Annotated in this window: 22 protein-coding genes; 20 read left to right on the forward strand and 2 right to left on the reverse strand. The window is 74.4% G+C overall.

Annotated features, from left to right (window positions below):
• Positions 1-67: 67 nt before the first annotated feature.
• Complete coding sequence (pabB, locus tag SGLAU_RS16995; RefSeq protein WP_043502459.1) at positions 68-2,203, forward strand: aminodeoxychorismate synthase component I; 2,136 nt, start codon at positions 68-70, stop codon at positions 2,201-2,203.
• Here the strand turns inward: pabB and SGLAU_RS32935 are convergent.
• Entirely contained in the window at positions 2,154-3,134 is a 981-nt protein-coding gene (locus tag SGLAU_RS32935) for a transaldolase family protein (RefSeq protein ID WP_052413784.1), read from the reverse strand. The two genes, pabB and SGLAU_RS32935, sit on opposite strands and share 50 nt — an antisense overlap.
• A 389-nt stretch (positions 3,135-3,523) precedes the next feature.
• On the opposite strand from SGLAU_RS32935, the gene SGLAU_RS17005 reads away from it, so the two are divergent.
• The 5 genes from SGLAU_RS17005 to SGLAU_RS17025 all read left to right on the forward strand — a co-directional run bounded on the left by SGLAU_RS17005 (position 3,524) and on the right by SGLAU_RS17025 (position 8,580).
• Positions 3,524-4,690 carry a 3-deoxy-7-phosphoheptulonate synthase gene (locus SGLAU_RS17005; protein ID WP_052413785.1) on the forward strand — a complete coding sequence of 389 codons (1,167 nt, stop codon included), beginning with the start codon at positions 3,524-3,526 and terminating at the stop codon, positions 4,688-4,690.
• 20 nt (positions 4,691-4,710) lie between these two features.
• The gene (locus SGLAU_RS17010; RefSeq protein WP_043502461.1) at positions 4,711-5,481 is read left to right on the forward strand and encodes a 2,3-dihydro-2,3-dihydroxybenzoate dehydrogenase; all 771 of its coding nucleotides are present in this window, start codon (positions 4,711-4,713) and stop codon (positions 5,479-5,481) included.
• Positions 5,482-5,645: 164 nt separating this feature from the next.
• Complete coding sequence (locus SGLAU_RS17015; RefSeq protein WP_043502463.1) at positions 5,646-6,323, forward strand: isochorismatase family protein; 678 nt, start codon at positions 5,646-5,648, stop codon at positions 6,321-6,323.
• Positions 6,320-8,206, forward strand: a complete 1,887-nt coding sequence (locus tag SGLAU_RS17020) for an anthranilate synthase family protein (RefSeq protein WP_052413786.1) — start codon at positions 6,320-6,322, stop codon at positions 8,204-8,206. Before SGLAU_RS17015 ends, SGLAU_RS17020 begins: the two co-directional genes overlap by 4 nt.
• Positions 8,203-8,580 (forward strand): hypothetical protein, encoded by a 378-nt coding sequence (locus SGLAU_RS17025; protein ID WP_318536221.1) that lies wholly within the window; start codon positions 8,203-8,205, stop codon positions 8,578-8,580. The genes SGLAU_RS17020 and SGLAU_RS17025 overlap by 4 nt, the downstream gene beginning before the upstream one ends.
• 204 nt (positions 8,581-8,784) lie before the next feature.
• Here SGLAU_RS17025 and SGLAU_RS17030 read toward each other — a convergent pair whose 3' ends face one another.
• A complete protein-coding gene (locus tag SGLAU_RS17030; RefSeq protein ID WP_043502464.1) occupies positions 8,785-9,249 on the reverse strand; it encodes an AtaL-like protein in 465 nt (154 codons plus the stop codon).
• Positions 9,250-9,536: 287 nt separating this feature from the next.
• Between SGLAU_RS17030 and SGLAU_RS17035 the strand changes: the two genes are divergently transcribed.
• The 14 genes from SGLAU_RS17035 to SGLAU_RS17100 all read left to right on the forward strand — a co-directional run bounded on the left by SGLAU_RS17035 (position 9,537) and on the right by SGLAU_RS17100 (position 25,163).
• Entirely contained in the window at positions 9,537-10,223 is a 687-nt protein-coding gene (locus tag SGLAU_RS17035) for an SDR family NAD(P)-dependent oxidoreductase (protein WP_043502465.1), read from the forward strand.
• A gap of 104 nt (positions 10,224-10,327) precedes the next feature.
• Complete coding sequence (locus SGLAU_RS17040; RefSeq protein ID WP_043502466.1) at positions 10,328-11,518, forward strand: 3-hydroxybenzoate 6-monooxygenase; 1,191 nt, start codon at positions 10,328-10,330, stop codon at positions 11,516-11,518.
• Positions 11,515-12,747 (forward strand): chorismate synthase, encoded by a 1,233-nt coding sequence (gene aroC / locus SGLAU_RS17045; RefSeq protein ID WP_052413787.1) that lies wholly within the window; start codon positions 11,515-11,517, stop codon positions 12,745-12,747. The genes SGLAU_RS17040 and aroC overlap by 4 nt, the downstream gene beginning before the upstream one ends.
• A gap of 169 nt (positions 12,748-12,916) precedes the next feature.
• On the forward strand, positions 12,917-14,095 hold the full coding sequence (locus SGLAU_RS17050) for a GNAT family N-acetyltransferase (RefSeq protein ID WP_043502467.1): 1,179 nt from the start codon (positions 12,917-12,919) through the stop codon (positions 14,093-14,095).
• A gap of 172 nt (positions 14,096-14,267) precedes the next feature.
• On the forward strand, positions 14,268-15,581 hold the full coding sequence (locus SGLAU_RS17055) for an ATP-grasp domain-containing protein (protein ID WP_043502469.1): 1,314 nt from the start codon (positions 14,268-14,270) through the stop codon (positions 15,579-15,581).
• A 101-nt stretch (positions 15,582-15,682) separates the two neighbouring features.
• On the forward strand, positions 15,683-15,871 hold the full coding sequence (locus tag SGLAU_RS17060; RefSeq protein ID WP_043502471.1) for a lysine biosynthesis protein LysW: 189 nt from the start codon (positions 15,683-15,685) through the stop codon (positions 15,869-15,871).
• Positions 15,868-16,761 carry a RimK family alpha-L-glutamate ligase gene (locus tag SGLAU_RS17065; protein WP_043502473.1) on the forward strand — a complete coding sequence of 298 codons (894 nt, stop codon included), beginning with the start codon at positions 15,868-15,870 and terminating at the stop codon, positions 16,759-16,761. Before SGLAU_RS17060 ends, SGLAU_RS17065 begins: the two co-directional genes overlap by 4 nt.
• Positions 16,762-16,837: 76 nt before the next feature.
• Complete coding sequence (locus SGLAU_RS17070; protein WP_043502475.1) at positions 16,838-17,479, forward strand: DegT/DnrJ/EryC1/StrS aminotransferase; 642 nt, start codon at positions 16,838-16,840, stop codon at positions 17,477-17,479.
• Positions 17,476-18,795: a DegT/DnrJ/EryC1/StrS family aminotransferase gene (locus tag SGLAU_RS17075; RefSeq protein ID WP_043502476.1), complete on the forward strand. Its 1,320-nt coding sequence runs from the start codon at positions 17,476-17,478 to the stop codon at positions 18,793-18,795. Before SGLAU_RS17070 ends, SGLAU_RS17075 begins: the two co-directional genes overlap by 4 nt.
• Positions 18,788-19,849, forward strand: a complete 1,062-nt coding sequence (gene argC, locus SGLAU_RS17080) for an N-acetyl-gamma-glutamyl-phosphate reductase (RefSeq protein WP_043502477.1) — start codon at positions 18,788-18,790, stop codon at positions 19,847-19,849. The genes SGLAU_RS17075 and argC overlap by 8 nt, the downstream gene beginning before the upstream one ends.
• Positions 19,846-21,720 carry a M20/M25/M40 family metallo-hydrolase gene (locus tag SGLAU_RS17085; RefSeq protein ID WP_052413788.1) on the forward strand — a complete coding sequence of 625 codons (1,875 nt, stop codon included), beginning with the start codon at positions 19,846-19,848 and terminating at the stop codon, positions 21,718-21,720. Before argC ends, SGLAU_RS17085 begins: the two co-directional genes overlap by 4 nt.
• On the forward strand, positions 21,717-22,556 hold the full coding sequence (locus SGLAU_RS17090) for a 1-deoxy-D-xylulose-5-phosphate synthase N-terminal domain-containing protein (RefSeq protein WP_078957750.1): 840 nt from the start codon (positions 21,717-21,719) through the stop codon (positions 22,554-22,556). The genes SGLAU_RS17085 and SGLAU_RS17090 overlap by 4 nt, the downstream gene beginning before the upstream one ends.
• The gene (locus SGLAU_RS17095; RefSeq protein WP_043502479.1) at positions 22,553-23,491 is read left to right on the forward strand and encodes a transketolase; all 939 of its coding nucleotides are present in this window, start codon (positions 22,553-22,555) and stop codon (positions 23,489-23,491) included. Before SGLAU_RS17090 ends, SGLAU_RS17095 begins: the two co-directional genes overlap by 4 nt.
• 40 nt (positions 23,492-23,531) lie before the next feature.
• Positions 23,532-25,163 carry an ABC transporter substrate-binding protein gene (locus tag SGLAU_RS17100; RefSeq protein WP_052413789.1) on the forward strand — a complete coding sequence of 544 codons (1,632 nt, stop codon included), beginning with the start codon at positions 23,532-23,534 and terminating at the stop codon, positions 25,161-25,163.

Here is a 25,163-nt window from a genome sequence, read left to right on the forward strand (position 1 = left end):
GCGTCATCACGCAATCATGACGCCTGCGCCGGAACACGTGCGGCGGCAGGCGAGTAGGGGGACTCACGTGCGCACGCTTCTCGTCGACAACTACGACTCGTTCACGTACAACCTTTTCCACCACCTCGCCGAGGTGAACGGGCGCGAGCCGGAGGTGATCCGCAACGACGATCCGCGGTGGCGGGACGCTCATCTGGCCGCGTTCGACAACGTGGTCGTCTCGCCCGGCCCGGGCCACCCGGGACGCGCCGCCGACTTCGGCGTCTGCGCGGACATCGTCCGGCGGACCACGCTGCCGGTGCTCGGCATCTGCCTGGGCCACCAGGGGATCGGCCTGCTGCACGGCGCCGCCGTCGGACGGGCGCCGGAGCCCCGGCACGGCCGTACCTCGCCCGTGCTGCACGACGGCACCGGGGTGTTCGCGGGGCTGCCCAGCCCGTTCGAGGTGGTGCGCTACCACTCGCTGGCGGTGACGGACCTCCCGCCGGAGCTGGCGGCCACCGCCTGGACACCGGACGGCGTGCTGATGGGGCTGCGGCACCGGGAGCGGCCGCTGTGGGGGGTGCAGTTCCATCCGGAGTCGGTCCTCAGCGAGTGCGGGATCGAGCTCCTCGCCAACTTCGCCGAGCTGACGCGCGGGCACCACCGGCGGGCCGGTACGGCCCCGGTGGCCGTGACGGCGCCGGCGCGGGCGCAGGCGCGGCCGGGCGCGGCGCCGGACGGGGACCCCGCGGGCGGTACGGCCGGCTCGCGCCGGCTGCGGGTGCTGAGCCGGGAGCTGACCACGCGGTGGGACGACGAGGTGGTCTACGCACGGGTCTTCCAGGGCGGGGAGTACGCCTTCTGGCTGGACAGCAGCCTGCGGGACGAGCGGCGGGGACGGTTCTCCGTGATGGGCGACGCGTCGGGTCCGCTGGCCCGGGTGGCGACGGCGGACGTGTGGAGCCGGACGGTGAGCGTGCGCTCGGCGGCGGGCGGGGAGCAGTCCGAGGACATCATTGCCGGAACGTTTCTTCAGTGGCTGGACCGCGACCTGCGGGCCATCGAGGCCCAGCTCCCGCCGCTGCCCTGCGACTTCGCGCTCGGCTGGGTCGGCTGCCTCGGCTACGAGCTGAAGGCCGAGTGCGGCGGTGACCTCGCGCACCGCTCGGACGACCCCGACGCCACCATGGTCTTCGCCGACCGCGCCGTCGTCCTCGACCACGCCACGGGCACCACCCACCTGCTGGCCCTCGCCGAGGACGGCGACGAGGCGGCGGCCCGCGCCTGGCTGGACACCACCGCCCGCCGGCTCGGCACGCTGGCCGGGGCGGTGCTGCCGGCACCCGAACCGCCCGCCCCCACCGGTGAGATACGGCTGCGTCACGACCGCGACGCCTACCTGCGGCTGATCGCCGAGTGCCAGGAGCAGATCGCCGCCGGCGAGACGTACGAGGTCTGCCTGACCAACATGGCGCAGGCCGACGGCGGTATCGACCCCTGGCACGCCTACCGGCTGCTGCGCCGCACCAGCCCGGCGCCGTTCGCCGCGCTGCTGGAGTTCGGCGGCACGTCCGTGCTGAGCACCTCGCCCGAGCGGTTCCTGCGGGTCGGCCCGGACGGACTCGCGGAGTCCTCTCCCATCAAGGGCACCCGGCCGCGCGGCGCCACCCCCGAGGAGGACGCGGCCCTGGTCGCCGACCTGCGCGGGTGCGAGAAGGACCGGTCGGAGAACCTGATGATCGTCGATCTGGTCCGCAACGACCTCGGGCGCTGCGCGGTGCCCGGCTCGGTCGAGGCCGACGAGGTCTTCCAGGTCGAGTCGTACGCCACCGTCCACCAGCTCGTCAGCACCGTGCGGGCCCGGCTGCGGCCGGAGCTGTCGGCCGTGGACTGCGTCCGCGCGGCCTTCCCGCCCGGGTCGATGACCGGCGCGCCCAAGATCCGCACCATGCGGATCATCGACCGGCTGGAGACCGGCCCGCGCGGGGTCTACTCCGGTGCCATCGGCTACCTGTCCCTCTCCGGCGCGGCCGATCTCAGCGTGGTGATCCGCACCGCCCGCGTCACCGCGGACCGGGTGACGTACGGCGTCGGCGGTGCCGTCGTGGCCCTGTCGGACCCGGAGGACGAGTACGAGGAGACGGCGGTCAAGTCCGCTCCCCTGCTGACCCTCACGGGCGCTCGCTTCCCGGACCGGGAACGGCAGCGCATCCCGTCATGAGGTCCCAGCCGCGCCGGATCCGGGCCAGCTCCCGGGTGGCCAGCGCGGCGGCCGCCTCCTCCGCGTCGACCCCGAGCCCGGCCAGTTCGGCCAGGGCCCGGGCGGCCGGGGCGTGCTGGTTCAGCAGGGTGTCCCCGGCGAGCCCGCCGAGCCGGGCGGCCTCCTCCAGGGTGCGCGCGCACAGGGCGTGGGCGGTGTTCCAGCCGACCAGCCGGCGCACGTCCGCCGCGCCGCCCGTGGTCCACAGCAGCCGGGGCGGCAGGGCGCCGTTGGCCCGCAGCACCCGCCACCAGCCGCCGGTCAGCCGCTGCTCGCGCAGCCGGAACAGGGTGCGGGCCACGGCGAGCCCGGCGGTGCCGCGGGCCGCGTGGCCGGGCGGCGCCCCCCGTCCGGTGAGCCGGGCGTCGGCCTCCGCGTCGAACAGGCCCACGGGGAACGACACCACCACCGGGACGTCGCTCAGCCGCACCCCGGCGGCCAGCGCCCGCTCCATGCCCTGGACGTAGGCGTCGAGCACCCGGCCGTACCGCGCCGCCCCGGCGACCAGGGAGCCGTGCACGCCGATGCCCTCGGTGAGCAGGGCGGCCAGGGCGGTACGGCCCGCGGCGGTCATGGGGATCCGCACCAGTACGTTGGGGCGGCGCACCGTGGCGTGCAGCATGCGGGCCGCGTCGATCAGGGCGCCGGCGTCGTCGGCCAGCCGCGGGTCCACGGGGACGGACACCTGGCCGGCGCCCGCGTCCGTGCCGTAGGCGGGCAGCAGGGCGTCGCACACCGCCCTGACCAGGCCCGGCTCGGTGCCGGGCGGCACCAGGGCGCCCTCCAGCGCGTGCTTGAGGGTGCGCTGCCCCACGGCGGTGTCCAGCTCGTCGGCGTCCCCGGGTGCCAGCCACGGCGACACACCTTCGGCCACCAGCTGCTTCAGCAGCAATCCAGCTTCTTGACTCAGCACAGCGACGACCCTAGAGCGGCCGGGCGCGCAGGCACCACGGCAATCCGGGCACTTCGTCAAGTAGTGCGTTCCTCACGGCAAGTTGACCAAAATCCAGGGGTCGCACCCGGCGGAATGCGGTGGCCGAAAGGCGGAACCGGTGGCCGGATCACGCCACGCGCGCGGGCGCACCATAAGCCGGCCACCACACCGCATTCCGCCGCCGCCCGGTCGATTCGTCAGGTCGGTCCGTATTTCCCGGACAGGACTTGATGAAGTCGGCGGCACCTGACGGACCTGGAATAGTCCGATGGTTCCCGCATTCCCCTCCTTCGCAGACTGCACAGCGCATCCCAAGTCACGGCAGTTTCTGTTTGAGGAGGTGTTACGTGCAGGGTGTCGCACGCTGGAAGACCCTGCCGGCGGGCCAGCAGCCCGACTGGCCCGACCAGGCCACCCTGGCTCATGCCAGGTCCGTACTCGCCGATGCCCCCGCCCTCGTGCGCGCCGCGGACGTGGCGGAGCTGAAGGCTCTGCTGGCGGCGGCCGCACGCGGCGAGGCCCAGGTGGTGCAGAGCGGGGACTGCGCCGAGGACCCCGCCGAGTGCACACCCGGCTACGTCGCCCGCAAGGCGGCGCTGCTGGACGTCCTGGCCGGGGCCATGAAGGCCCGCTCGCTCAAGCCCGTCGTACGGGTGGGGCGGCTCGCGGGCCAGTTCGGCAAACCGCGCTCCCGGCCCACCGAGACCGTCGACGGCGTGGTACTCCCCGTCTACCGCGGCCACATGGTCAACAGCCCCGAACCCGACCCGCGGCTGCGACGGCCCGACCCGGAACGGCTCATCGCCGGCTACCGGGCCGCCGCCCAGGCCATGCGGACCCTCGGCTGGCACGGCGAGCGCCGCCGCTCCGGTGCCGAGGCACCGGTGTGGACCAGCCACGAGGCGCTGCTCCTCGACTACGAGGAGCCTCTGCTGCGCCCCACGGCGGACGGTCTGCTGCTGTCCTCCACGCACTGGCCGTGGATCGGCGAACGCACCCGCGACGCGGACGGCGCGCACGTCGCGCTGCTCGCCGAGGTCGTCAACCCGGTGGCCGTCAAGGTCGGCCCCGGCACCACCCCCGAGCAACTCCTGGACCTGTGCGCCCGGCTCGACCCGGAGCGCGAGCCGGGCCGGCTCACGCTGATCGCCCGCATGGGCCACGGCACGGTGGCCGAGCGGCTGCCCCGCCTGGTGCTCGCCGTCCGCGCCGCCGGGCACCCGGTGCTGTGGCTGTGCGACCCGATGCACGGCAACACCGTCTCCACCCCGGCCGGCCTGAAGACCCGCTACGTGGAGTCGATCGTGCAGGAGGTCGAGGAGTTCCAGACGGCCGTCACCGACTTCGGCGGGACCGCGGCCGGGCTCCACCTGGAGACCACCCCGGACCGGGTCCACGAATGTGTGGCCGACGCCCGCCACGTCGACGAGCTGGGCGAGAAGTACGCCACGTTCTGCGACCCGCGCCTCAACCCGGACCAGGCGTTCACCGTCGTGTCCGCCTGGCGCGGCTGACCCGAAGGAGGGCACGCATCATGGAAGGAAGGATCGCCCTGGTCACCGGGGCGGCCGGAGGCATCGGCGAGGCGGTCGTGCGGGCGCTGGCCGCGCACGGGGCGCGGGTCGTGGCCGTCGACCGCAACGCCGAGCGGCTGCGCGAGATCGCCAAGTCGGTCGGCGAGGACGGCGGCCGGGCCGAGGCGTTCGTCGCCGACGTCACCTCCAGCGCCGACGTGGAGGCCCTGGTCGAGGACGTCGAGACGACCGTCGGGCCGATCGACTACCTGGTCAACGGCGCGGGTGTGCTGCGGATGGGCGAGGCCCGGAAGCTGACCGACGAGGAGTGGGCGGTCACGTTCGCGGTGAACACCAGCGGCGTGTTCTTCACCTCACGGGCCGTGGTCAACCGGATGGTCCCGCGCCGGCGCGGGGCGATCGTCACCATCGCCTCCAACGCCGCCGGCACCGCGCGCACCGAGATGTCCGCGTACGCCGCGTCCAAGGCCGCCGCGACCATGTTCACCAAGTGCCTCGGGCTGGAGGTGGCCAAGCACGGCATCCGGGCCAACCTGGTCGCGCCGGGCTCCACCGACACCCCGATGCTGTCGTCGATGTGGCAGGACGAGAGCAGCGCCCGCGCCTCGATCGAGGGGGTGCCCGACGCCTACCGGGTCGGCATCCCGCTGGGCAGGCTGGCCCGGCCGGAGGACGTCGCCGAGGCCGTCGTCTTCCTCCTCTCCGACAAGGCCGCGCACATCACCATGCACGACCTCACCGTGGACGGCGGCGCGGCCCTCGGCGTATGAGCCACGGCACCCGGTGCGCGGGGCCCGCGCGACACCGGGCCGGACCGCCGGCCCGGGTGTCCCGTCCGCGGCGGGCGCCGCCCGCCCGTCCCCGCCGGCCCGGCCGGTGCGCGGGCCGGTGTGACGCCGCCCCCTTCCCCAACCCGATCCTGAGAGAGGACCGCATGGCAGGCATTCCTGCGATCCGTCCCTACCCGATGCCGACCCGGGAGGAGCTGCCCGCGTCGGACGTGGCGTGGACGGTCGACCCGGATCGTGCCGTACTGCTCGTGCACGACCTTCAGAAGTACTTCCTCGCCGCGTTCCCGGCCGGCCGGCAGCCGGTCGTGGACCTGGTGGACAACGCGGCCCGGGTGCGCGCGCGGTGCGCCGAACTCGGTGTGCCGGTCGCCTACACCGCCCAGCCCGGCGGCATGTCCCGGCAGGAGCGCGGGCTGCTGAAGGACTTCTGGGGGCCGGGGATGACCCCGAGCCCCGAGCACCGGGAGGTGGTGGACCCGGTCGCGCCGGCGGACGGCGACTGGAAGCTCACCAAGTGGCGCTACAGCGCCTTCTTCAAGACCGATCTGCTGGAGCGGATGCGGGCGACCGGCCGGGACCAGCTCATCCTGTGCGGGGTGTACGCGCACGTGGGCGTGCTGATGACCGCGGTGGACGCGTTCACCCACGACATCCAGCCGTTCCTCGTCGCCGACGCGATCGCCGACTTCAGCGCCGAGGACCACCGGATGGCCCTGGAGTACGCGGCCACCCGCTGCGCCGCCCTGACCACCACCGGGGAACTGCTGACCGCGCTGGCGGCGCCCCGCGTCGCCGTCGCCGCCGGAAGGGAGTCGGCATGACCGCGGACCCGATGGACGTGCTGCGCGGGCCGGCGGACGGCCGGCCCGCCGCCTTCGCGCTGATCCACCGGCCCCACACCCGCACCGACGGCCGCGTCGACCTGCTGGTCGGCGACTTCGCCGAGTACGGCCGGCTGGCCGACGTACCGCTGCCGCAGGCCGCGGCCGGGCCCGCCGAGGACGTGCTGGTGCTGGTCCCGTACCGGCAGCTCGCCGAGCGCGGCTACGAGGCGCCCGACGACGGCACGCCGCTGCTGGCGATGACCGTCACCGAACGGCACGCGCTGCCGCTCGCGGCCGTGCTGGACGGCATCCCCGACGACCCGGTGCGGCTGGCCGGGGACGGTGACTTCGACCTCGCCGACGAGGCGTACGCGCGGATCGTGGAGCGGGTCGTCGCCGACGAGATCGGCACCGGCGAGGGCGCCAACTTCGTGATGAAACGATCCTTCGTGGCGGAGGTGCGGGACTGGTCCGCGGACACGGCGCTGCGCTTCTTCCGCCGCCTGCTGGAACGCGAGACCGGCGCCTACTGGACCTTCGTCGTGCACACCGGGGACCGCACCCTCGTCGGCGCCTCCCCGGAGCGCCACGTCAGCGTGCACGGCGGCCGGGCCGTGATGAACCCGATCAGCGGCACCTACCGCTTCCCGGCGGCCGGTCCCGAGCTCTCCGGCGTCCTCGACTTCCTCGCCGACCGCAAGGAGGCCGACGAGCTGTACATGGTCGTCGACGAGGAACTGAAGATGATGGCCCGGGTGTGCGACTCGGGCGGCCGGGTCACCGGACCCCACCTGAAGGAGATGGCCCGGCTCGCGCACACCGAGTACTTCATCGAGGGCCGCACCACGCTCGACCCGCGCGCCGTGCTGCACGAGACCCTGTTCGCGCCGACCGTCACCGGCTCGCCCCTGGAGAGCGCGGCCCGCGTCATCAAGCGGTACGAGCCGCAGGGACGCGGCTACTACAGCGGCGTCGCCGCCCTGATCGGCCGGGACCCGGACGGCGGGCGCACCCTGGACTCCGCGATCCTCATCCGCACCGCCGACATCGACGCGGCCGGCCGGATGCGCATCGGCGTCGGCGCCACCCTCGTCCGCCACTCCGACCCGATGTCCGAGGTCGCCGAGACCCGGGCCAAGGCGGCCGGGCTCCTCGCGGTGCTCGGCGACCCCGCCCCGCGCGGCCTGGCCGGGCACCCGGCCGTCCGCGAGGCGCTCAGCCGGCGCAACGACACGATCTCCGGGTTCTGGCTGCGCGACGAGGCGGGCCGCAACCGGCCGGTGCCGCAGCTGGACGGCCGCAAGGTGCTGGTGGTCGACGCGGAGGACACCTTCACCGCGATGATCGCCCACCAGCTGCGGGCGATGGGCGCGCAGGTGACGGTCAGCCGGTTCGACACGCCGTACAGCTTCGCGCCGTACGACCTGGTGGTGCTCGGGCCCGGCCCCGGCGACCCGCGCGAGACCGGCCATCCGAAGATCTCCCACCTGCGCGCCGCGGTGGACACCCTGCTCGCCGAGGGGCGCCCGTTCCTCGCGGTGTGCCTGAGCCACCAGGTGCTCAGCACCCGGCTCGGCCTCGGGCTGCTGCGCAAGGAGCACCCGAACCAGGGCGTGCAGCGGGAGATCGACCTGTTCGGGCGGCGCGAACGCGTCGGCTTCTACAACACCTTCGCCGCGCACAGCCCCGCCGACGTGGTCGAGGTGCCCGGCATCGGCATGGTCGAGGTGTGCCGGGAGGCCGGCACCGGCGAGGTGCACGCGCTGCGCGGGCCCGGGTTCCGCTCCATGCAGTTCCACGCCGAGTCGGTGCTCACCGAGGACGGCGTCCGCATCGTCGGCGAGGCACTGGCCGGCCTGGTCCAGGAGCAGCTCGTATGACGGCGCGCGCCACGACGCACCCCGCGACGGACGGGATGCGGGCGACCGTGGCCTGGTGGGAGCTGGCCGGCACCGGGCACACCGCCGAGTCGATGCGGGACTACCTGCGCGGCGAGGCCGTCGACCGGTTCTCCGGGATCGAGGGCCTGCGGCTGAAGATCTGGATCTCCGACCCGGCCACCGAGCGGTGGGGCGCGGTCCTGCTGTGGGAGTCCGCGGAGGCCGCCGCCCGCCCGCTGCCGCCCCGCGCGGCGGAACTGATCGGCCGCCCGCCGGTCCAGCACACCGTCTTCGACGTGGAGGCGGTCGTGGAGGGCCGGTACGCCGACGCCGCGCTGGCCGGGCGGGGCGCGCTGTGGGAGGCCGTGCCCTAGGCCTTTCGTTCGGATCAGCCCGGCTTGAGGTCCGGAACCTCTCGACCGACCCGAGCGGGGTCAGATGCGCGTGCCAGGCCCCGCGACGCCGGGGTGATCCGAACGACAGGCCCTGGCCCGGGAGCGGCGGTGACGTGACGTCCCGTGCGGAGCACCGCCGTCGGTGCCCCGCACGGGACGCACGCATGTCCGCGGGCGCCACCCCTACGGGGCACCGCCGGCGAGACCCGCGCGCAGCGCCGCCGTGACCGCCTCCACGGTCAGCGCGAAGTCCCTGTCCCACGAGCGCAGTTCGCGCTCGGCGGCGGCGGGGTCCGTGCGGGCGCCGGTGAGCGTCAGGGTCACGGTGAGGGCGAACCGGCCCGGCGGGTCCTCGCGCAGCTCGTTGCGGATGGCGGCGATGTCCGGGGTGTTCAGGTGCCGGAAGGTGATCAGTCCGGCCGCCTCCTCGGGCGTGACCCGCTGCAGGAACACCCGCTCCCCGCGCCGCACTTCCCGCAGGAAGCCGTCCGGGTACCGCTCGAGGATCCGGGCCCCGCTGATCGCCGGCACGTACTCCTGCGGCCGTTCCGCCTTGTGCAGCAGCGCCCGCCACAGCCGCGCCCGCACCCGGGCGCGCTCCGCGTCGGCCGCCCGCGCGATGACACGGGTCCACGAGAGCGTGAGCATCGGCATCCTCAGGTCCGGCGAGGGTTCGGCAGGGGGCACCCAGGGCCTCGCAGTCTGAGGTGGCCCGGCGGCCGGCGCAACGCGGCGGACCGTCATTCGTCACCTGTACCCGCCCGCCGCGCGGAAACCTGACGAACGCCCCCGGGAACCTGACGAAATGCCGCCCCGGCGGTGCGTGGCGCCCGCGCTTTCCCCCATGGTTTCGACGAGCGAACGGCAATCACTTCGAGACATCCGCACCGCTTTCGACGCATCAGCGGAAATCAGCCGAGAATCAGGAGAGCCCGATGTCTGTTCGGTTCGACGGCCAGGTCGTCCTCGTCACCGGCGGAGGCGAGGGAATCGGCCGCGCGGCGGCCGTCGCCTACGCCCGGCACGGTGCGCGGGTCATGGTCGTCGGCCGCCACGGCGAGCGGCTCGACGAGACCGTCGGCCTGATCCGCGCCACCGGCGGCACCGCCGAGGCGCTGGTGGCGGACCTGACGGAGGCGGACGGCGCCGCCCGTGCCGTGGCCGGGACGACCGCCCGGTACGGCGCCCTCGACGTGGCCTTCAACAACATCACCGAGCGCGGCTCCCAGCAGCCGGTCGCGGACATCTGCGAGACCGTCTGGGGCGAGACCCTGGCGGCCAACCTGACCGGCGTGTGGCGGGCCATGAAGCAGGAGATCGCGCACATGGAGCAGGCCGGCGGCGGCGTCATCGTCAACACCGCCAGCAACATCGGCGTCCAGGGCATGCTGCCCGGCCTCGGCGCCTACGCCGCCTCCACCGCGGCCGTCAGCGCGCTGACCCGCACGGCGGCCCGCGAGTACGCCGCAAAGGGCGTCCGCATCAACGCGGTCAGCCCCTGCCCGCTGGGCCGGGGGGCGAGCGCGGAGGAGATCGCCGACACCGTCGTCTGGCTCTCGTCGGGCGCCGCCGCCTACATCGTCGGACACGACCTGGTCCTCGACCGCAAGACCTCCGCGTGACCGCCCCCGCGCACCCGGCCGGCCCCGGCGGCCCCGCTGCGGGTGGTCCGGTCCCCGGTGACCCGACTTCCAGCCATCCGACGACGAAAGCGATGTGAGACACGATGGCCGACATACTCATCGCCGGCGGCGGCATCGGAGGCCTCGCGGCGGCGCTCGGTCTCGCCCGGCGCGGGCACCGGGTCACCGTCCTGGAGCGCCGCGATATGTTCACCGAGGTCGGCGCGGGCATCCAGCTCGGCCCGAACGCCTTCGCCGCACTCGACGCGCTCGGCGTCGGCCGGGAGGTCCGCGACCGCGCCGTCCTCGTCGACGAGCTGCGCTTCATGGACGGCACGACGGGCGAGCGCGTGGCGACCCTGCCGGTCACCGGCGCCTACCGCGAGCGGTTCGGCAACCCGTACGCCGTCGTCCACCGCGTCGACCTGTACCTGCCGCTGCTGGAGGCCTGCCGCCGCGACCCGGACGTCGAGCTGCGCGGCCGCCACCACGTCGTCGGCTACGAGCAGCAGGCGGGCCGCGTCTCGGCCGTCCTGGCCGACGGCACCCGGCTCACCGGGGACGCCCTCATCGGCGCCGACGGACTGCACTCGGCGGTCCGCGCCCAGCTCGTCGGCGACGGCGGACCCCGCGTCTCCGGGCACACCATCTACCGCGCCGTGATCCCCATGGACGAGGTGCCGGCGGAGCTGCGCTGCAACGCGGTCACCCTGTGGGCGGGCCCCAAGTGGCACTTCGTGCACTACCCGATCGCCGGCGGCTCCCACCTCAACCTCGCGGCCACCCGTGACGACGGCGCCACCGAGGCCGTCGCCGGGGTGCCGGCCGGCCGCGACGACGTCCTCGCCTCCTTCCCGGAGCTGTCCGGCGCCGCCCGGCGGCTGCTGGAGCTGGGCCGGGACTGGAAGGCGTGGGTGCTGTGCGACCGCGACCCCGTGGACCGCTGGACGGACGGCCGGGTCGCCCTGCTCGGCGACGCCGCCCATCCCATGCTCCAGTACGCCGCCCAGGGCGCCTGCCAGGCGGTCGAGGACGCCGTCGTGCTCGGCGGACTGCTCGACGGCTGCCCCGCCGACTTCGAGCAGCGCCTGGAGAAGTACGGGGCGCTGCGCCGCGAGCGCACCGCGCGCGTCCAGCTCGTCGCCCGTGAGATGGGCCGCCGGCTGTACCACCCCGCCGGCGTCGCCGCCCGGGCCCGCAACGACCTGCTCTCCGCCCTGTCGGCGCGGGACATGCACGACAAGCTGGCCTGGCTGCACGGCTCCGCCGACCTCCGGACGGAGGACGTGGCATGAGCAGGCTGCGGTGGCTGACGGCTGGGGAGTCCCACGGTCCTGCCCTGGTGGCGACGCTGGAGGGCCTTCCCGCCGGCGTGCCCGTCACGACCGAGATGGTGGCGGACCACTTGGCGCGGCGCCGGCTCGGCCATGGCCGTGGTGCGCGGATGAAGTTCGAGCGGGACGAGGTCACCTTCCTCGGTGGTGTCCGCCATGGTCTGACGCTGGGCTCTCCGGTGGCGGTCATGGTGGGCAACACCGAGTGGCCGAAGTGGGAGAAGGTGATGGCCGCCGATCCCGTGGACCCGGCGGAGCTGGCCGAGCTGGCGCGCAACGCGCCGCTGACGCGGCCGCGGCCCGGTCACGCGGATCTGGCGGGGATGCAGAAGTACGGCTTCGACGAGGCCCGGCCGGTCCTGGAGCGGGCCTCGGCGCGGGAGACCGCAGCCCGGGTGGCCCTGGGCGCGGTGGCCCGCTCGTACCTGAGGGAGACGGCCGGGGTCGAGATCGTCTCCCATGTGGTGGAGCTGGCTGCGGCGAAGGCCCCGTACGGGGTGTATCCGACGCCGGGGGATGTGGAGCGGCTGGACGCGGATCCGGTGCGCTGTCTGGACGCGGACGCGTCGAAGGCGATGGTCGCGGAGATCGACCAGGCGCACAAGGACGGCGACACGCTCGGCGGCGTGGTGGAGGTGCTGGCGTACGGGGTGCCGGTGGGGCTGGGCTCGCACGTGCACTGGGACCGGCGGCTGGACGCCCGGCTGGCGGCGGCGCTGATGGGCATCCAGGCGATCAAGGGTGTCGAGGTCGGGGACGGCTTCGGTCTGGCGCGGGTGCCGGGCTCGCAGGCACACGACGAGATCGTCCTCACGGGCGAGGGCGTCCGCCGCGCGTCGGGCCGCTCGGGCGGCACCGAGGGCGGCCTCACGAACGGTGAGTTGTTGCGGGTGCGGGCGGCGATGAAGCCGATCGCGACCGTGCCGCGGGCGCTGAGGACGGTGGACGTGGCCACCGGCGAGCCGGCCGCCGCGCACCACCAGCGGTCCGACGTGTGTGCCGTCCCGGCGGCCGGGATCGTCGCCGAGGCGATGGTCGCGCTCGTCCTCGCGGACGCGGTGGCGGAGAAGTTCGGCGGGGACAGCGTCACCGAGACCCGCCGCAACGTCCGCTCCTACCTGGCCGCTCTCGCCGACTTGACACCTTGTGCGGGCGAACGTGGTGCCCCTGGCCGCAATTCGGCAGAGTGAGAGAAGCAGAGAGGAAACAGTTGTGAATCCCCTCGAATTCTCCGCCCCGGACGCCGTACGACGACTCGAGATGCGGTGGGGAAACGACCCGCTCCTGAATTCCGCGCCACCGCCTTCCGCGCCACCGTATTCCGATCCAGCGCTTTCCGAACCCCGGAGAGAAACGACCATGACCGGCCTTCCCGAATTCGACGACCACCTCGGCGGAACGTCCCCGGACACCTGGGATTCCCTCGCCGGCGGCCGTCTCTACTCCTCCGCCGACTGGCTCCGGTTCTGCGCCACCGACATCGGCGGCCGGACGGCGACGGGCGCGGTGCGCACCGGTGACGGCGCGGTCCCGGTCACCGCGCTGGCCGAGGAGCCCAACTCCTTCTACCAGTGGCACACCCAGCTCGCCGCGCGCGGGCTGCCCTCCCCCGCCCCGGCGGGGCTGCTGGTGGGCCAGCGGCGCGGTTACCGCACCAGCCTCCTCACCCGTGCGGGCGTCGAGGCGGAGCGGGCGGCGCCGGGCCTGCTGGACGCCGTACGGGACCTGGCCGCCCGGCTGCCCGGCACCGAGCTGCTGCCGGAAGCGGCGGCGGGCCGGCCGGCGCCCTGCGTGGCGAGTTTCGTCGCCACCGAGGACGCGCTGGCGCTGCGCGCGGCCGGGGTGACGACGGTGCCGGTGCTGCTCACCACGGACGCCTGGGTCGACGTGCCGGAGGGCGGCTTCGACGCGTGGCTGCGGACGCTGCCGTCCAAGGGCCGCAGGGACTCGGTGAAGCAGGAGGTCAAGGCGTTCGCCGCGGCGGGTTACGAGATCACCCGGGTGCCGCTCGCCGAGAGCCACGCGGAGGCGGCCGGGCTGCTCGCGGCCACCCAGCGGCGCTACGGCCACCCGTACGACCTGGAGGTGCTCACCGAGTCGTTCCGGCGGCAGGCGGCGGCCATGGGGGAACGCGCCGAGGTGCTGTTCTGCGCCCGGCCGGGCGAACCGCCCGTCGGTTTCAGCCTGTTCTACGTCCACGGCGACACGCTGTACGTGCGCGCGGTCGGCTTCGACTACGACCGGCTGGTGCGCGGTGCCGCCGAGTACTTCAACCTCGTCTACTACACGTCGGTGCGGATCGCGGCCGAGAGCGGGCTGCGCTGGATCCACCCCGGGATCGAGTCGCCCGACGCCAAGGCGCTGCGCGGTGCGCGGCTGCGGCCCCTGTGGCTGCTCGACCTGAGCGAGGACAGCGTCCTGGCCGGGGAGGGCGAGCGGATCCGCGCGTACAACACGGCGCGCACCGCGGAACTCGCCGCGATCTCGCCGGCCGTGTCCAAGGCCCTGGAGAGCGAACTCTTCGCGCCCTTCTGCTGAGCGCTCCTCCTCTCCGCCGCTCCCCTCACCCCGTACGCCGGGCACGTCCGCGCCCCTGCCCGCCCGCCACCGGCACGTCCGCGCCCCGGCACGTCCCTGCCCCGGCACCTCACCCGGCTCCGCCACCCGCGGACCCCGTCATGCCCGAAAACACCCGGAAGGGGTTCCCACCGTGTCCCGCGACACCTCCGTCAGCGCCCCGGACCGGCCCGAGGCCGTCCTGTTCATGGGCGACCTGGTCGTTCTGGCCCGGCAGGGCCGGCTCGTCCAGGAAGCGCTCGCCCGCGATCTCGTCCCGCTCGCCGTGGTGTCCACCGACACCGACCTGGCCCGGCTGGACGCCGTACGCTCCGACCCGGCCCACTCGCTGCACGGCCTGGGCGAGGTCGTGCAGGTCCCCGACGCCCGGATCGCGTCCGTGCTGCCCGCGGTGCAGCCGCTGCTGAGCCGCTACGACGTGCGCGGCGTCCTCTCCGTCGGCGAGGTCTTCGTCGAGCCGGTGGGCGTGCTCGCCGACTGCCTGGGCCTGCCCGGCACCGGTTCCAAGGCGGCGGTGATCTGCCGCAACAAGCTGCTCCAGCGCACCGCCGCCCCCGAGTTCTCGCCGCGCTGGCAGGTCGTGCCGCCGGCCGAGCGGGCCTCCTTCACGCTGCCCGCGGACCACTACCCGGCGGTCGTGAAGCCGGCCGGCCGGTTCTACAGCTCGGGGGTCACCGAGGTCGCCGGGCAGGAGGAACTGACCGCCGCGCTCGCCCAGTTCGGCGACGACGAGATCTCCCTGGTGGAGAGCAGGGTGCACGGCCCGGAGTTCTCCGTCGAGGCGCTGGTGCAGGACGGCGAGGTGCTGTGGTCGGGGGTCACCGGCAAGGAGACCAACGAGCACGAGGGCCCCTACTTCACCGAGCTGTCCCACACCAGCCCCGCCCTGCTGGACCCGGCCGACGAGGCCGCCCTGATCGCGGCCAACACCGAGATCCTCAGCCGGGCCGGCGTCCGTGACGGCATCACCCACGGCGAGTACCGGCTCACGCCCGGCGGCGTGGTGCTGATGGAGATCGCCGCGCGGCTGCCGGGCGACGCGATCACCTTCCTGTGGGAGCTGGCCACCGGAGTGCCGGTCGAGCCGGTCATGCTCGACCTCGCGCTGGGCGTCCCCACCCGCTACCCCGCCCCGCGGCGCCGGGCCCGCCAGCAGTTCGTCGACCACCCGCACGGGGTGCTGCGCGACGTCACCGCCGACGGCGCCGAGGTGTCCTGGCCGGCCCGCGACGACCGCTGGCCCGAGCTGACGCCGGTCGCGGCCGACGCCGAGGCCGGACTGCGGGGCGTCCTGGTGGGCCGGCTGCCCGGCGACGTGCTGGGCGTGCAGGAGCACTCCGGGCACCGCTCGGCCTCCGTGGTCGTCGACGCGCCGCTCGACGCGGACCTGGACCTCGCGGCCAAGCGGGCCGTGGCCCAGGTGTCGCTGCACCTGGACCCGGCCTGAGCCGCCCGGGCCCGGCATCCCCGAACCCCCAGACCTTCACCGAGAAGGCCGGCGCCGGAGTGGAACCGGACGCCGGAGCACAACACGACGAGAGGTATGAGATGACCACCGCCATCACCGCGCCCCAGTGCCTGGTCTGCGACTCCGAGTTCGAGATCGACGCGGACTGGGAGAAGGGCGAGATCACCGAGTGCGGCGCCTGCGGCCAGGAGCACGAGATCGTCGAGAAGACCGACGCCGTCGTCCGCGTCGAGCTGGCGCCCGAGGTCGAGGAGGACTGGGGCGAGTGACCGCCGACCCGGAGGTCCTGCTGTCCGTCACGGTGCTGCGGCCCGACGAGAAGCTCCTCCTGAACGCGCTGCGCGACCAGGGGCTGCGGGTGCGGACCGCACTGCCGGCGGACCTGACGGAGGTGCTGGCGGGGCGCGTCGCCCCGCCGGCCCTCGGCCTGATCCGCAACCTGTCCCACCGCGAGGCGCACGGCACCGCCCAGCGCCTCCAGGTCGCCGGAGTCACCACCCTGAACCGGGCCTCGGCGATCGAGATCTGCAACGACAAGGGCCTGCAGGCCCTGCTGTTCGCCCGGTACGGCATCCCGCACCCGGTCACCGTGCACGCCTTCGGCTACGACCAGGTCCGCGCGGAGGTGGCCGGGCTCGGCCACCCGGCCGTCGTCAAGCCGGTCAGCGGCTCATGGGGACGCGGGGTGTCCCTGCTGGCCGACGGACCGGGCACGGAGGCGTGGATCGGCGGCCGGGAGTCCGTGGACGCGGCCGGGAAGCTGTTCCCGGTCCTGGTGCAGGGCTACGTCGACAAGCCCGGCCACGACCTCCGCGTCGTCGTCGTGGGCGACACCCCGGTGGTGGCGATCCAGCGGGTCTCCGCGGACTGGCGCACCAACACCCACCTGGGGGCCGAGGTCCGCCGGACCGAGATCACCCCGGAGATCGCCAAGCGCTGCGCGCAGGTGGTGGAGGCCCTCGGCGAGGGCTTCTATGGGGTCGACCTGGTCGAGGACCGCGCCACCGGCGAGCTGATGGTCCTGGAGGTCAACGCGAACCCGGAGTTCGCCAGGTCGTCGGCGCGGCACGGCGTCGACGTGGCGGGACTGCTCGCGGCGTACACCGCCCGCACCGTCGCCGCGTACGCGGACCGCGCCGCCGGCGCGGACGCCCGCTGACCCGGTCCCGCGCACGGGGCGCACGCCCCACCGATCCGTTCCGACTCGCTCGGACACAAGGAGAAACCGGACAACCATGGAACTGTTCGACACGGCGACCGTGCTCACCCGGGTGCTCACCACGGGTGTGGTCATGAGCATCGAGAAGAACGACCGCGAACTGCCCGGCCTGGAAAGGCTCCTGACCAAGCGCACCGGCCGTGCCAGGGCCGTGCTGGTGAACAGCCGCAGCGCCGCCGTGCACTCGGCGCTGGCCGGGCAGGGCATCGGCCACGGCGACGAGATCCGGCAGCGCGGTCTCGGCGAGAAGGACCGGGCCTTCCTGGCCTGGCTCGGGGTGACGGTCCGCGAGGACGGGCCGGAGGACGCCACGCCCGCCTTCGACCACATCGCACTGGACGCGGGCAACCTCCACCGGCTGGGCGAGCTGGCCGCCGAGGCCACCGCCCCGGCGCTGGTGGTCGACCTCACCGGCCTCGGCTTCGGCCCGGCCGCCGCCGTCCTCACCGACGACCCCGCGCTGCAAGCCCGCGCCGAGCGGCTGAAGATCTTCGGCGCGTACGACCTGCGGACCATGTGGACACAGCAGGAGGACGCCGCCGACCTGGTGCCCGGCGTCCAGTTCAACTACCGGCTCAGCCCACTGGTCGCCGCCTGCGCCCGCATGGCCCTGGGCCAGGCCACCCGTACCCCGGCATCCTCCGGAGCTGCCTCGTGATCACCGACTTCCCCAAGAACCCGCTGCCCCTGCCGGACCCGGCCGAGGTCAGTGCCGAGCTGGCCGCGTTCGGCGGCGGCCAGATCATCCCCAAGGACCTGCGCAGGACCGTCTTCCCCGTCATCACCAAGGAAGACGTGTTCACCCTGCTGCTCGCCCAGCGGCAGGCGCCCGAGAAGGTCGTCGCCGACTTCGCCGACGCCTACCGCGCCTACGTCGGCGCCGGCTGGGCGCTGCCCACCGCGAGCGGCACCTCCAGCCTGCACCTGGCCCTGGTCGGTGCCGGGGTGCAGCCGGGCGACGAGGTGATCGTGCCCGCGTTCACCTTCATCGCCACCGCGCAGGCGGTCGTCGCCGCGCACGCGGTCCCGGTGTTCGTCGACATCGACCCGCGCACCTACTGCATGGACCCCGCGGCCGCGGCCGCCGCGATCACCGGGCGCACCCGCGCGATCATGCCGGTCCACGTGCACGGCCTGCCCGCCGACGTGCCCGCGCTGCGCGCCCTCGCCGACCGGCACGGCATCGCGCTGGTCGAGGACGCCTCCCACGCGCACTCCGCCCGCATCGGCGACCAGGTCGCCGGCTCCTTCGGTGACGCCGCCGGGCAGAGCCTGATGGCCGACAAGAACTTCCCGCTCGGCGGGGAGGGCGGCATCGCCTTCTTCCGTGAGGAGTCCGCCTACCGCCGGGCCGCCGACTACGTGCGCCGGCACGGCATCGACTACGAGATGTCGTGGATCGCCGCCGCGTTCGGCAGCGGCCAGCTCGCCCGGCTGCCGTACTACGACGCCGTCCGCGCCCGCAACGCCCGCGTGCTGGGCGAGGCGCTCGACGAGACCGGCCTGTTCTCGGCGCCGCACGTCCCCGAGGGCCACGTCCACGCGTACAACATGTACCGGATCGGCCTGCACCCCGAGCGGGCCGGCCTGGAGGACCTGCCGGTGTGGGCGGTCAAGGAGGCCGTGCACGAACTGCTGGTCGCCGAGGGCGTCCCGGCGCGCGAGTGGCAGAACACCCCGATCCCCTGCCACCTGCCGTTCCGGCACCGTGACGGGTTCGGCGGCGGCTACCCGTTCTCCCTCAACCCGGGCGCCGTGCGCGACCACCGCCCGCAGGACTTCCCCGTCACCGCCGGCATGCTGGAGAGCACCCTGGTGCTCTGCCGCGAGCTGCGCGCCCCCGTCGAGTACGAGCGGCTGCTGCGCTACGCCGACGCGTTCCGCAAGGTGGCGCGCCGCCCCGACGCGATCCGCAAGCTCGTCGCGGACGGCGACTACCGCCGCCCCTACGAGAAGGCGGCCCGCCTTGGCTGAGCACACCGGCGGCACCGACCCCACGATCCGCGTCGCGATCGTCGGCGCCAGCGGCTACACCGGCGGCGAGCTGATCCGCCTCCTGCTGGACCACCCGAACGCCGAGATCGTCTTCCTGTCGGCCGAACGGCACGCCGGCAAGGCGATCGGCGCCGTGCACCCGTGGCTGCGCAACTGCCCGCGCATGTCCAGGCTGAAGTTCCGGCCGCTCGACGAACTGCCCGACGTGGACGTGGCGTTCAGCTGCCTACCCACCGGCGCGCTGCCGGAGCGGCTGCCCCTGCTCGCCGGACGCGCCAAGCGGGTGCTGAACCTCGCCGGCGACTTCCGGCTGCGCGACCCGCACGAGATCCAGGAGCACTACCCGAAGTCGGCGGCGCACCCGCCGCTGGAGGACTTTGCCTACTTCGTGCCGGAGCTGACCCCGCACCTGCCCGAGAGCCGCTTCGTCAGCCTCCCCGGCTGCATGGCCGTCGCCAGCATCTACGCCCTCTACCCGCTGCTCGCCGGGAACCTGATCGGCACCCGGGTGATCGTCGACGCCAAGACCGGTTCCACCGGCGGCGGACGCAACAGCGGCGAGCCCCCGGCCGAGCGCTCCGGCAACTTCCGGGTGCACAAGCTGCACGGCCACCGGCACGTGCCCGAACTGCACCAAGCCCTCACCGAGTTCACCGGCTCGGCGCTCGACCTGCAGTTCTCCGCGCACAGCCTGGACGTACCGCGGGGCATCCTCGTCACCGCCTACAGCCGGCTGCTGCCCGGCGTGGAGCCCATCGACGTCAAGCGGGCCTACGCCAAGGCCTACGTCGGCAAGCCGTTCGTCCGGGTCCGCCCCGCGCCCAAGGCGCCGCACGACTTCCCGATGCTGAAGGCGGTCGTCGGCTCCAACGTCGCCGAGGTCGCGGTGTCCGTGCGGGACAGCGAGTGCGTGGCCGTCTCCGCCATCGACAACCTGGTCAAGGGCGCCGCCGGGCAGGCCGTGCAGGCCATGAACATGCTGCACGGGCTCGACGAGGGCATCGGCCTGCCCCGGACGGCGGTGGCCCCGTGAGACCGCTGTACGTCATCAAGGCGGGCAGCGCCACCCTGGACCGCGGCGGCATCTTCGGCGAGATCGCCGAGCTCGTCGCGGGCGGCGCCCGGGTGCTGCTGGTCGCGGGCGGCGCCACCGGCATCGCCCGGCACTACGCGGACATCGGCCGCCCCATGCCCGAACTGCGTCTCCCCAACGGCGACTCGGTGCGCTACTGCCCGCCGGAGGAGATGGCCCACATCGTCGACGCCTACGAGCGGGTCACCCTGCCCGCCGTGGAGCGGGGCCTGGCCGCCGTCGGCGTGACCGCCTTCACCTCCGTCGCCGCCCGCGGCGGACTGGTCGACGGCCGCGCCAACCGGCCGCTGAAGACCGTCACCGCCGAGGGCCGGGCCCGCGTGGTCCGCGACCACCGCGCGGGCGTCCCCGCCGACGTCGACGTCACCCGCCTGAGCGTGCTGCTCGACACCTACGACGTCGTCAGCCTCAGCCCGCCGGTGCGCGACCCGGAGGGCGGCAGCCCGCTCAACGTGGACGCCGACATGCTGGCCGCCAGGCTCTCCGTCGCCCTCGACGCCGACCACCTGAGGCTGGTCACCGGCACCGCCGGACTGCTCACCGACCCCGCCGACCCGTCCTCCACCCTGCGCCACGCCCACCGGGGCGAGGCCGCGCGGTACGCGGGCGGCCGGATGCGGCAGAAGGTGCGCGCCGCCGAACTCGCCCTCGACGGCGCCGCCGACGTCGCGATCACCGGCCCGCACACCATGGCGGACACCTCCGCCTGGACCCGCTTCTGGCGCACCCGGGGCCCCGACGCCGACCTGACGCTGCTCACCCGGGCCGTCGGCGTGCCCTCGGTGTCCGGCGACGAACGCGAACTCGCGGCGCTGCTGCGCGACTGGTGCGCCGAGCGCGGCATCGACGCGACCGTCGACGAGGCCGGGAACCTGGTCGCCACCCGCGGCACCGGCACCCGGCGCCGGCTGCTGCTCCTCGGCCACCTCGACACCGTCCCGCACCGCCGGCCGGTCGAATGGCGCGGCGAGGAGCTGTGGGGGCGCGGCAGCGTCGACGCCAAGGGCTGCCTGGTCAACTTCCTCCAGGTGCTCGCCGACGCCGAGGTGCCCGCCGACGGGCAGCTGCGCGTGGTCGGCGCGGTCGAGGAGGAGATCTCCTCCTCCAAGGGCGCCTTCCACGCCCGCGACCACTATCCGGCGGACGCCGTGGTGATCGGCGAGCCCAGCGGCTCCAGCACCCTCACCCTCGGCTACTTCGGGCTGTTCAAGCTGCGGGTCACCGTCAGCGTGGCCAGCGGCCACTCGGCGGGCATGGACGCGGTCACCGCGCCCGACGCGCTGGTGCGGGCCCTGGAGGACATCCGGGACGTGGTCCGGCAGGAGGCGTCCGACGCGCTCAGCGCCGTCATCGACATCAGCTGCCGCACCGGCCGCGAACACCACCAGGCCGTCGGCATCCTCAACTTCCGGGTGCCGCCCGGCGCCGACCTGGAACTGCTGCGCAAGCTGGCGCTCGACCAGGCCGGACCCGGGGTGGAGATCGAGGTGCTGCGCGCCACCCCCGGGCACGCGGGCGGCCGTACCGGCCCGCTCGCCAAGGTGTTCGCCCGTGCCTTCGCCCAGGCCGGGATCCGGCCGCGGCACGTGGTCAAGAAGGGCACCTCCGACATGAACACCCTGGCCACCACCTGGCAGGGCGTGCCGATGGTGGCGTACGGGCCGGGCGACTCCGCGCTCGACCACACCGACGCCGAGCGCATCGGCGCCGGCGACGTGCGCACCGCCCGGCGGGTGCTCGCCGACGCCGTGTCCCGCTGGTTCGCGCTGCCGGCACCCGAGCGGACCCGCCCGGAAGGAGCCACGCCATGACCGTCCCCCTGCGCGACGCGCCCGTGGAGATCACCGAGGAGCCGCACGGCGAGCGGATCGACGCGGTGCTGCGCGAACGGGCCACCGCCGCCCGCAGGCTCGTCGTCGACATGGCCGCGAGCCCGCGCGGCTGCCACCTCGGCGGCAGCCTGTCCGTGCTGGACATCCTGATCGCCGCCCTGCACCGCGCCGGGCGCGGCGACGGCACCGAGGTGGTGCTCAGCAAGGGCCACGCGGCGGCCGGCCTGTACGCCGCGCTGCACGTCAGCGGCGTCCTGCCGGAGAACCCCGCCCCGCACTACGGCATGGCGGGCCACCCCTACACCGGCCACCCCAGCGCCAAGGTGCCCGGGGTGCGCTTCCCCACCGGCAGCCTCGGCCACGGCGTGCCCTACGCGGCCGGCTGGGCGCTCGCCCGCAGGCTCGCCGGGCAGCGGGGGCTCGGCATCGCCGTCGCCGGCGACGGGGAGCTCCAGGAGGGCCTGGTCTGGGAGACCTGCCAGGTCGCCGCCGCGCAGCGGCTCGGCAACTTCGTCCTCGTCGTCGACCGCAACGGCGGCCAGAACGACGGCATGGTCGCCGACATCTCCCCGATGCCGCTGCTCGCCGAGCGGTTCGTCGGCTTCGGCTTCAACATCGCCACCGTCGACGGCCACAACCTGTCCGCGCTGCGCACGCTGCTCGACGAGGACCGCACCGGCGCGGACCGGCCGCTCGCCGTCATCGCCGACACCGTCAAGGGCAAGGGCCTGCCGCCCGTCGAGGGCAAGGCCGCCTCGCACTACGTGACCATCGACGCCGCGCGCGCCGCCAAGTGGAAACGGATGATCGGATGACCCTGTCGGGGCGCGACGCCTACCGCGCCGAACTCACCGCGCTCGCCGCCGAGGACGAGCGGATCGTGTGCCTGGAGGCCGACCTCGGCGGCAAGAACCACCCCTTCCAGCAGGCCCACCCGGACCGGTTCTTCAACCTGGGCATCGCCGAAGGGGCCATGCTCGACATGGCGGCCGGGATGGCGGCCGCCGGCTACCGGCCGTTCGTGTCCACCTTCGCGCCGTTCGCCGCGCTGCGCGCCGCCGAGAGCGTGAAGCTCACCCTCGGCTACCTGGCCGCGGGCGTCACCGTCGTCGCGCCGTACGCCGGGGTCGCCGGGGCCTGGTTCGGCACCACCCACCACTGCCTGGAGGACCTGGCGCTGCTGCGCAGCATCCCGGGCGTGACCGTGGCCGCCCCGTACGGGGAGCGGGACATGCGGGCCGTGGTGCGGGCCGCCGCCGCGTCCGGCCGGCCGCACTACATCCGCACCGGCCGCAACGCCGCCTACGAGAGCCTGCCCCGCGAGGACGCCGAGCTGCCGCTGGTCTCCTGGGCGCGGACCGCCGCCGCCGACGCGGTCTGCCTGGTGTCGGTGGGCGAGGAGGGCACCCGGCTCGCCCTGGAGGCCGCCGGTGAGCGGCCCGGGCTGGCCCACGCCCACCTCACCTACCTCGACCACCACCGGCTCCAGCTCGCGGCGATGGAACTCGCCGACCGGCACGGCAGCTTCGTCGTGGTCGAGGAGCACCGCGCCGAGGGCGGCGTCGCCGAGGCGCTGGCGCTGCTGCTGCCGCACTGCGAGGTCCGCGGCGTCAACGCGGGCCACCGCTGGCCCGCGGAGGGCGGCGACCACCACGAGGTGATGGCCCAGCTCGGCCTCGACCTGCCCGCCGTGCTCGGCGCGGCCGACCTCGCCACCCGGATGCGGCCCCGCCGCCCCCTGCCGGCCTGACGCCCGAACCGTCCCGTCCCGATCCCTCTCCGGAGCTCCCATGACCCCCCAGTTCGAGATCGACCACCAGGGCCTGACCCCGACGCCCGCCCCCGAGGTGCCGGGGGCGCGGCGCGGTGGCCGGGTCGTCCTGCTCGCCGACGCGCCGCCGGAGCACGTCGACCCCACGCAGATGTACATCGGCACCACCCTCGGGGTGGCCACCGGCCTGTTCCACCGCACCCTCACCGGCTACGTGGAGAGCTACGACGGCGGCCCGCGCCGCCTGGTCGGCGACCTCGCCACCGACACCGGGCGCTCCGGGGACGGCGGCCGCACCTGGACGTACACCCTGCGCGAGGGCCTCAGGTTCGCGGACGGCACGCCCATCACCTCGTACGACGTCGCGCACGCGATCGCCCGCTCGTTCGGCCCGAACGGCGTCTACGGGCCGCAGTTCATCCAGCAGGCCCTGGACCCGCAGCGCACCTACCGCGGGCCGGAGCAGGACGGCCCCACCGCGCCGGGCGTGGCCACGCCGGACGAGCGCACCCTGGTCTTCTCGCTGCCCGAGCCCACCCCGGGCTTCCCGTTCTTCGCGACGACCACGACCACCACCCCGGTCCCGGCGGACCGTGACACCGGCGCCGGCTACGAGACGTCCTGGCTGGCCACCGGGCCGTACCGGGTCCGGGAGTTCGTGCCCGGCAGCCACTGCCTGCTGGAGCGCAACCCGCACTGGGACCCGGCGACCGACCCGATCCGCCACCAGTACCCGGACGAGGTGCTGTGGGAGTTCGGCGTCCCGCGCGACGCGCAGACCGAGCGGCTGCTCGCCCCGGAAGGAGCGGACCGCGCCGCCGTCGCCACCTTCGACGTCGCCGAGCACCGGGTCGCCGAGGTGCTCGCCGACCCGGAGCTGAGCGCGCGGGTCGTCGCCGGGCCCTCCGCCTACCTCCAGTACGTGTACATCAACACCCGCCGGGTCACCGACGTCGACGTCCGCCGTGCCCTCAACCACGCCTTCGACAAGGGCACCTGCGTGCGGCTCGCGGGCGGCGCCGCCGGCGCCGAGCGGGCCGGGACGATCCTCGCCCCGATGGTCCCCGGCTACCGCGCCGACGACGTCTACCCCTCCGGCGAGCACGGCGACCCGCTCACGGCGAAGGAGCTGATCGCGGGCAAGGAACTGCGCCCGCTCGTCTTCGCCTACCCGGACACCGCGCCCAACGCGCCGGTGGCGCCCGCGGTCAAGGCGGCGCTGGAGGCGGCCGGCTTCGAGATCGAGCTGCGCCCCGTCGACAAGGCCGCCTTCTACAGCCTGATGGGCGACGCCGACAACGACTGCGACCTCATCTACGGCGTGTGGGGCCCCGACTTCCCGGACGCCTCGGGCGTCTTCGACGTGCTCTTCCGCGGCGACCGCCTCACCCGCGGCGGCAACATGAACCTGTCGTACTTCGACGACCCGGAGATCACCGCCGAGATCGCCGCGCTGGCCCAGGAGCCCGACCGCGCCGCCGTCGCCGGGCGCTACGCCGACCTGGACCGCCGCCTGATGGCCGAGCACGCCCCCGTGATCCCCGTCTACTACAAGCGGCAGTGCACCCTGTACGGCCCCGCGGTGGGCGGACTGTTCCTCAGCGCCCAGTACTTCGTGCCGAACCTCACGCGGATGCACGTCCTCGGCTGA

Source organism: Streptomyces glaucescens (assembly GCF_000761215.1).
Lineage (GTDB): Bacteria > Actinomycetota > Actinomycetes > Streptomycetales > Streptomycetaceae > Streptomyces > Streptomyces glaucescens_B.

Excerpts from the sequence above, each read along its gene's own strand:
- SGLAU_RS17010 (WP_043502461.1), top strand. The coding sequence starts at position 4,711 with ATGGAAGGAAGGATCGCCCTGGTCACCGGGGCGGCCGGAGGCATCGGC.
- SGLAU_RS17015 (WP_043502463.1), top strand. The coding sequence starts at position 5,646 with ATGGCAGGCATTCCTGCGATCCGTCCCTACCCGATGCCGACCCGGGAG.
- SGLAU_RS17020 (WP_052413786.1), top strand. The coding sequence starts at position 6,320 with ATGACCGCGGACCCGATGGACGTGCTGCGCGGGCCGGCGGACGGCCGG.
- SGLAU_RS17025 (WP_318536221.1), top strand. The coding sequence starts at position 8,203 with ATGACGGCGCGCGCCACGACGCACCCCGCGACGGACGGGATGCGGGCG.
- SGLAU_RS17030 (WP_043502464.1), bottom strand. The coding sequence starts at position 9,249 with ATGCTCACGCTCTCGTGGACCCGTGTCATCGCGCGGGCGGCCGACGCG.
- SGLAU_RS17035 (WP_043502465.1), top strand. The coding sequence starts at position 9,537 with ATGTCTGTTCGGTTCGACGGCCAGGTCGTCCTCGTCACCGGCGGAGGC.
- SGLAU_RS17040 (WP_043502466.1), top strand. The coding sequence starts at position 10,328 with ATGGCCGACATACTCATCGCCGGCGGCGGCATCGGAGGCCTCGCGGCG.
- aroC (WP_052413787.1), top strand. The coding sequence starts at position 11,515 with ATGAGCAGGCTGCGGTGGCTGACGGCTGGGGAGTCCCACGGTCCTGCC.
- SGLAU_RS17050 (WP_043502467.1), top strand. The coding sequence starts at position 12,917 with ATGACCGGCCTTCCCGAATTCGACGACCACCTCGGCGGAACGTCCCCG.
- SGLAU_RS17060 (WP_043502471.1), top strand. The coding sequence starts at position 15,683 with ATGACCACCGCCATCACCGCGCCCCAGTGCCTGGTCTGCGACTCCGAG.
- SGLAU_RS17070 (WP_043502475.1), top strand. The coding sequence starts at position 16,838 with ATGGAACTGTTCGACACGGCGACCGTGCTCACCCGGGTGCTCACCACG.
- SGLAU_RS17090 (WP_078957750.1), top strand. The coding sequence starts at position 21,717 with ATGACCGTCCCCCTGCGCGACGCGCCCGTGGAGATCACCGAGGAGCCG.
- SGLAU_RS17095 (WP_043502479.1), top strand. The coding sequence starts at position 22,553 with ATGACCCTGTCGGGGCGCGACGCCTACCGCGCCGAACTCACCGCGCTC.
- SGLAU_RS17100 (WP_052413789.1), top strand. The coding sequence starts at position 23,532 with ATGACCCCCCAGTTCGAGATCGACCACCAGGGCCTGACCCCGACGCCC.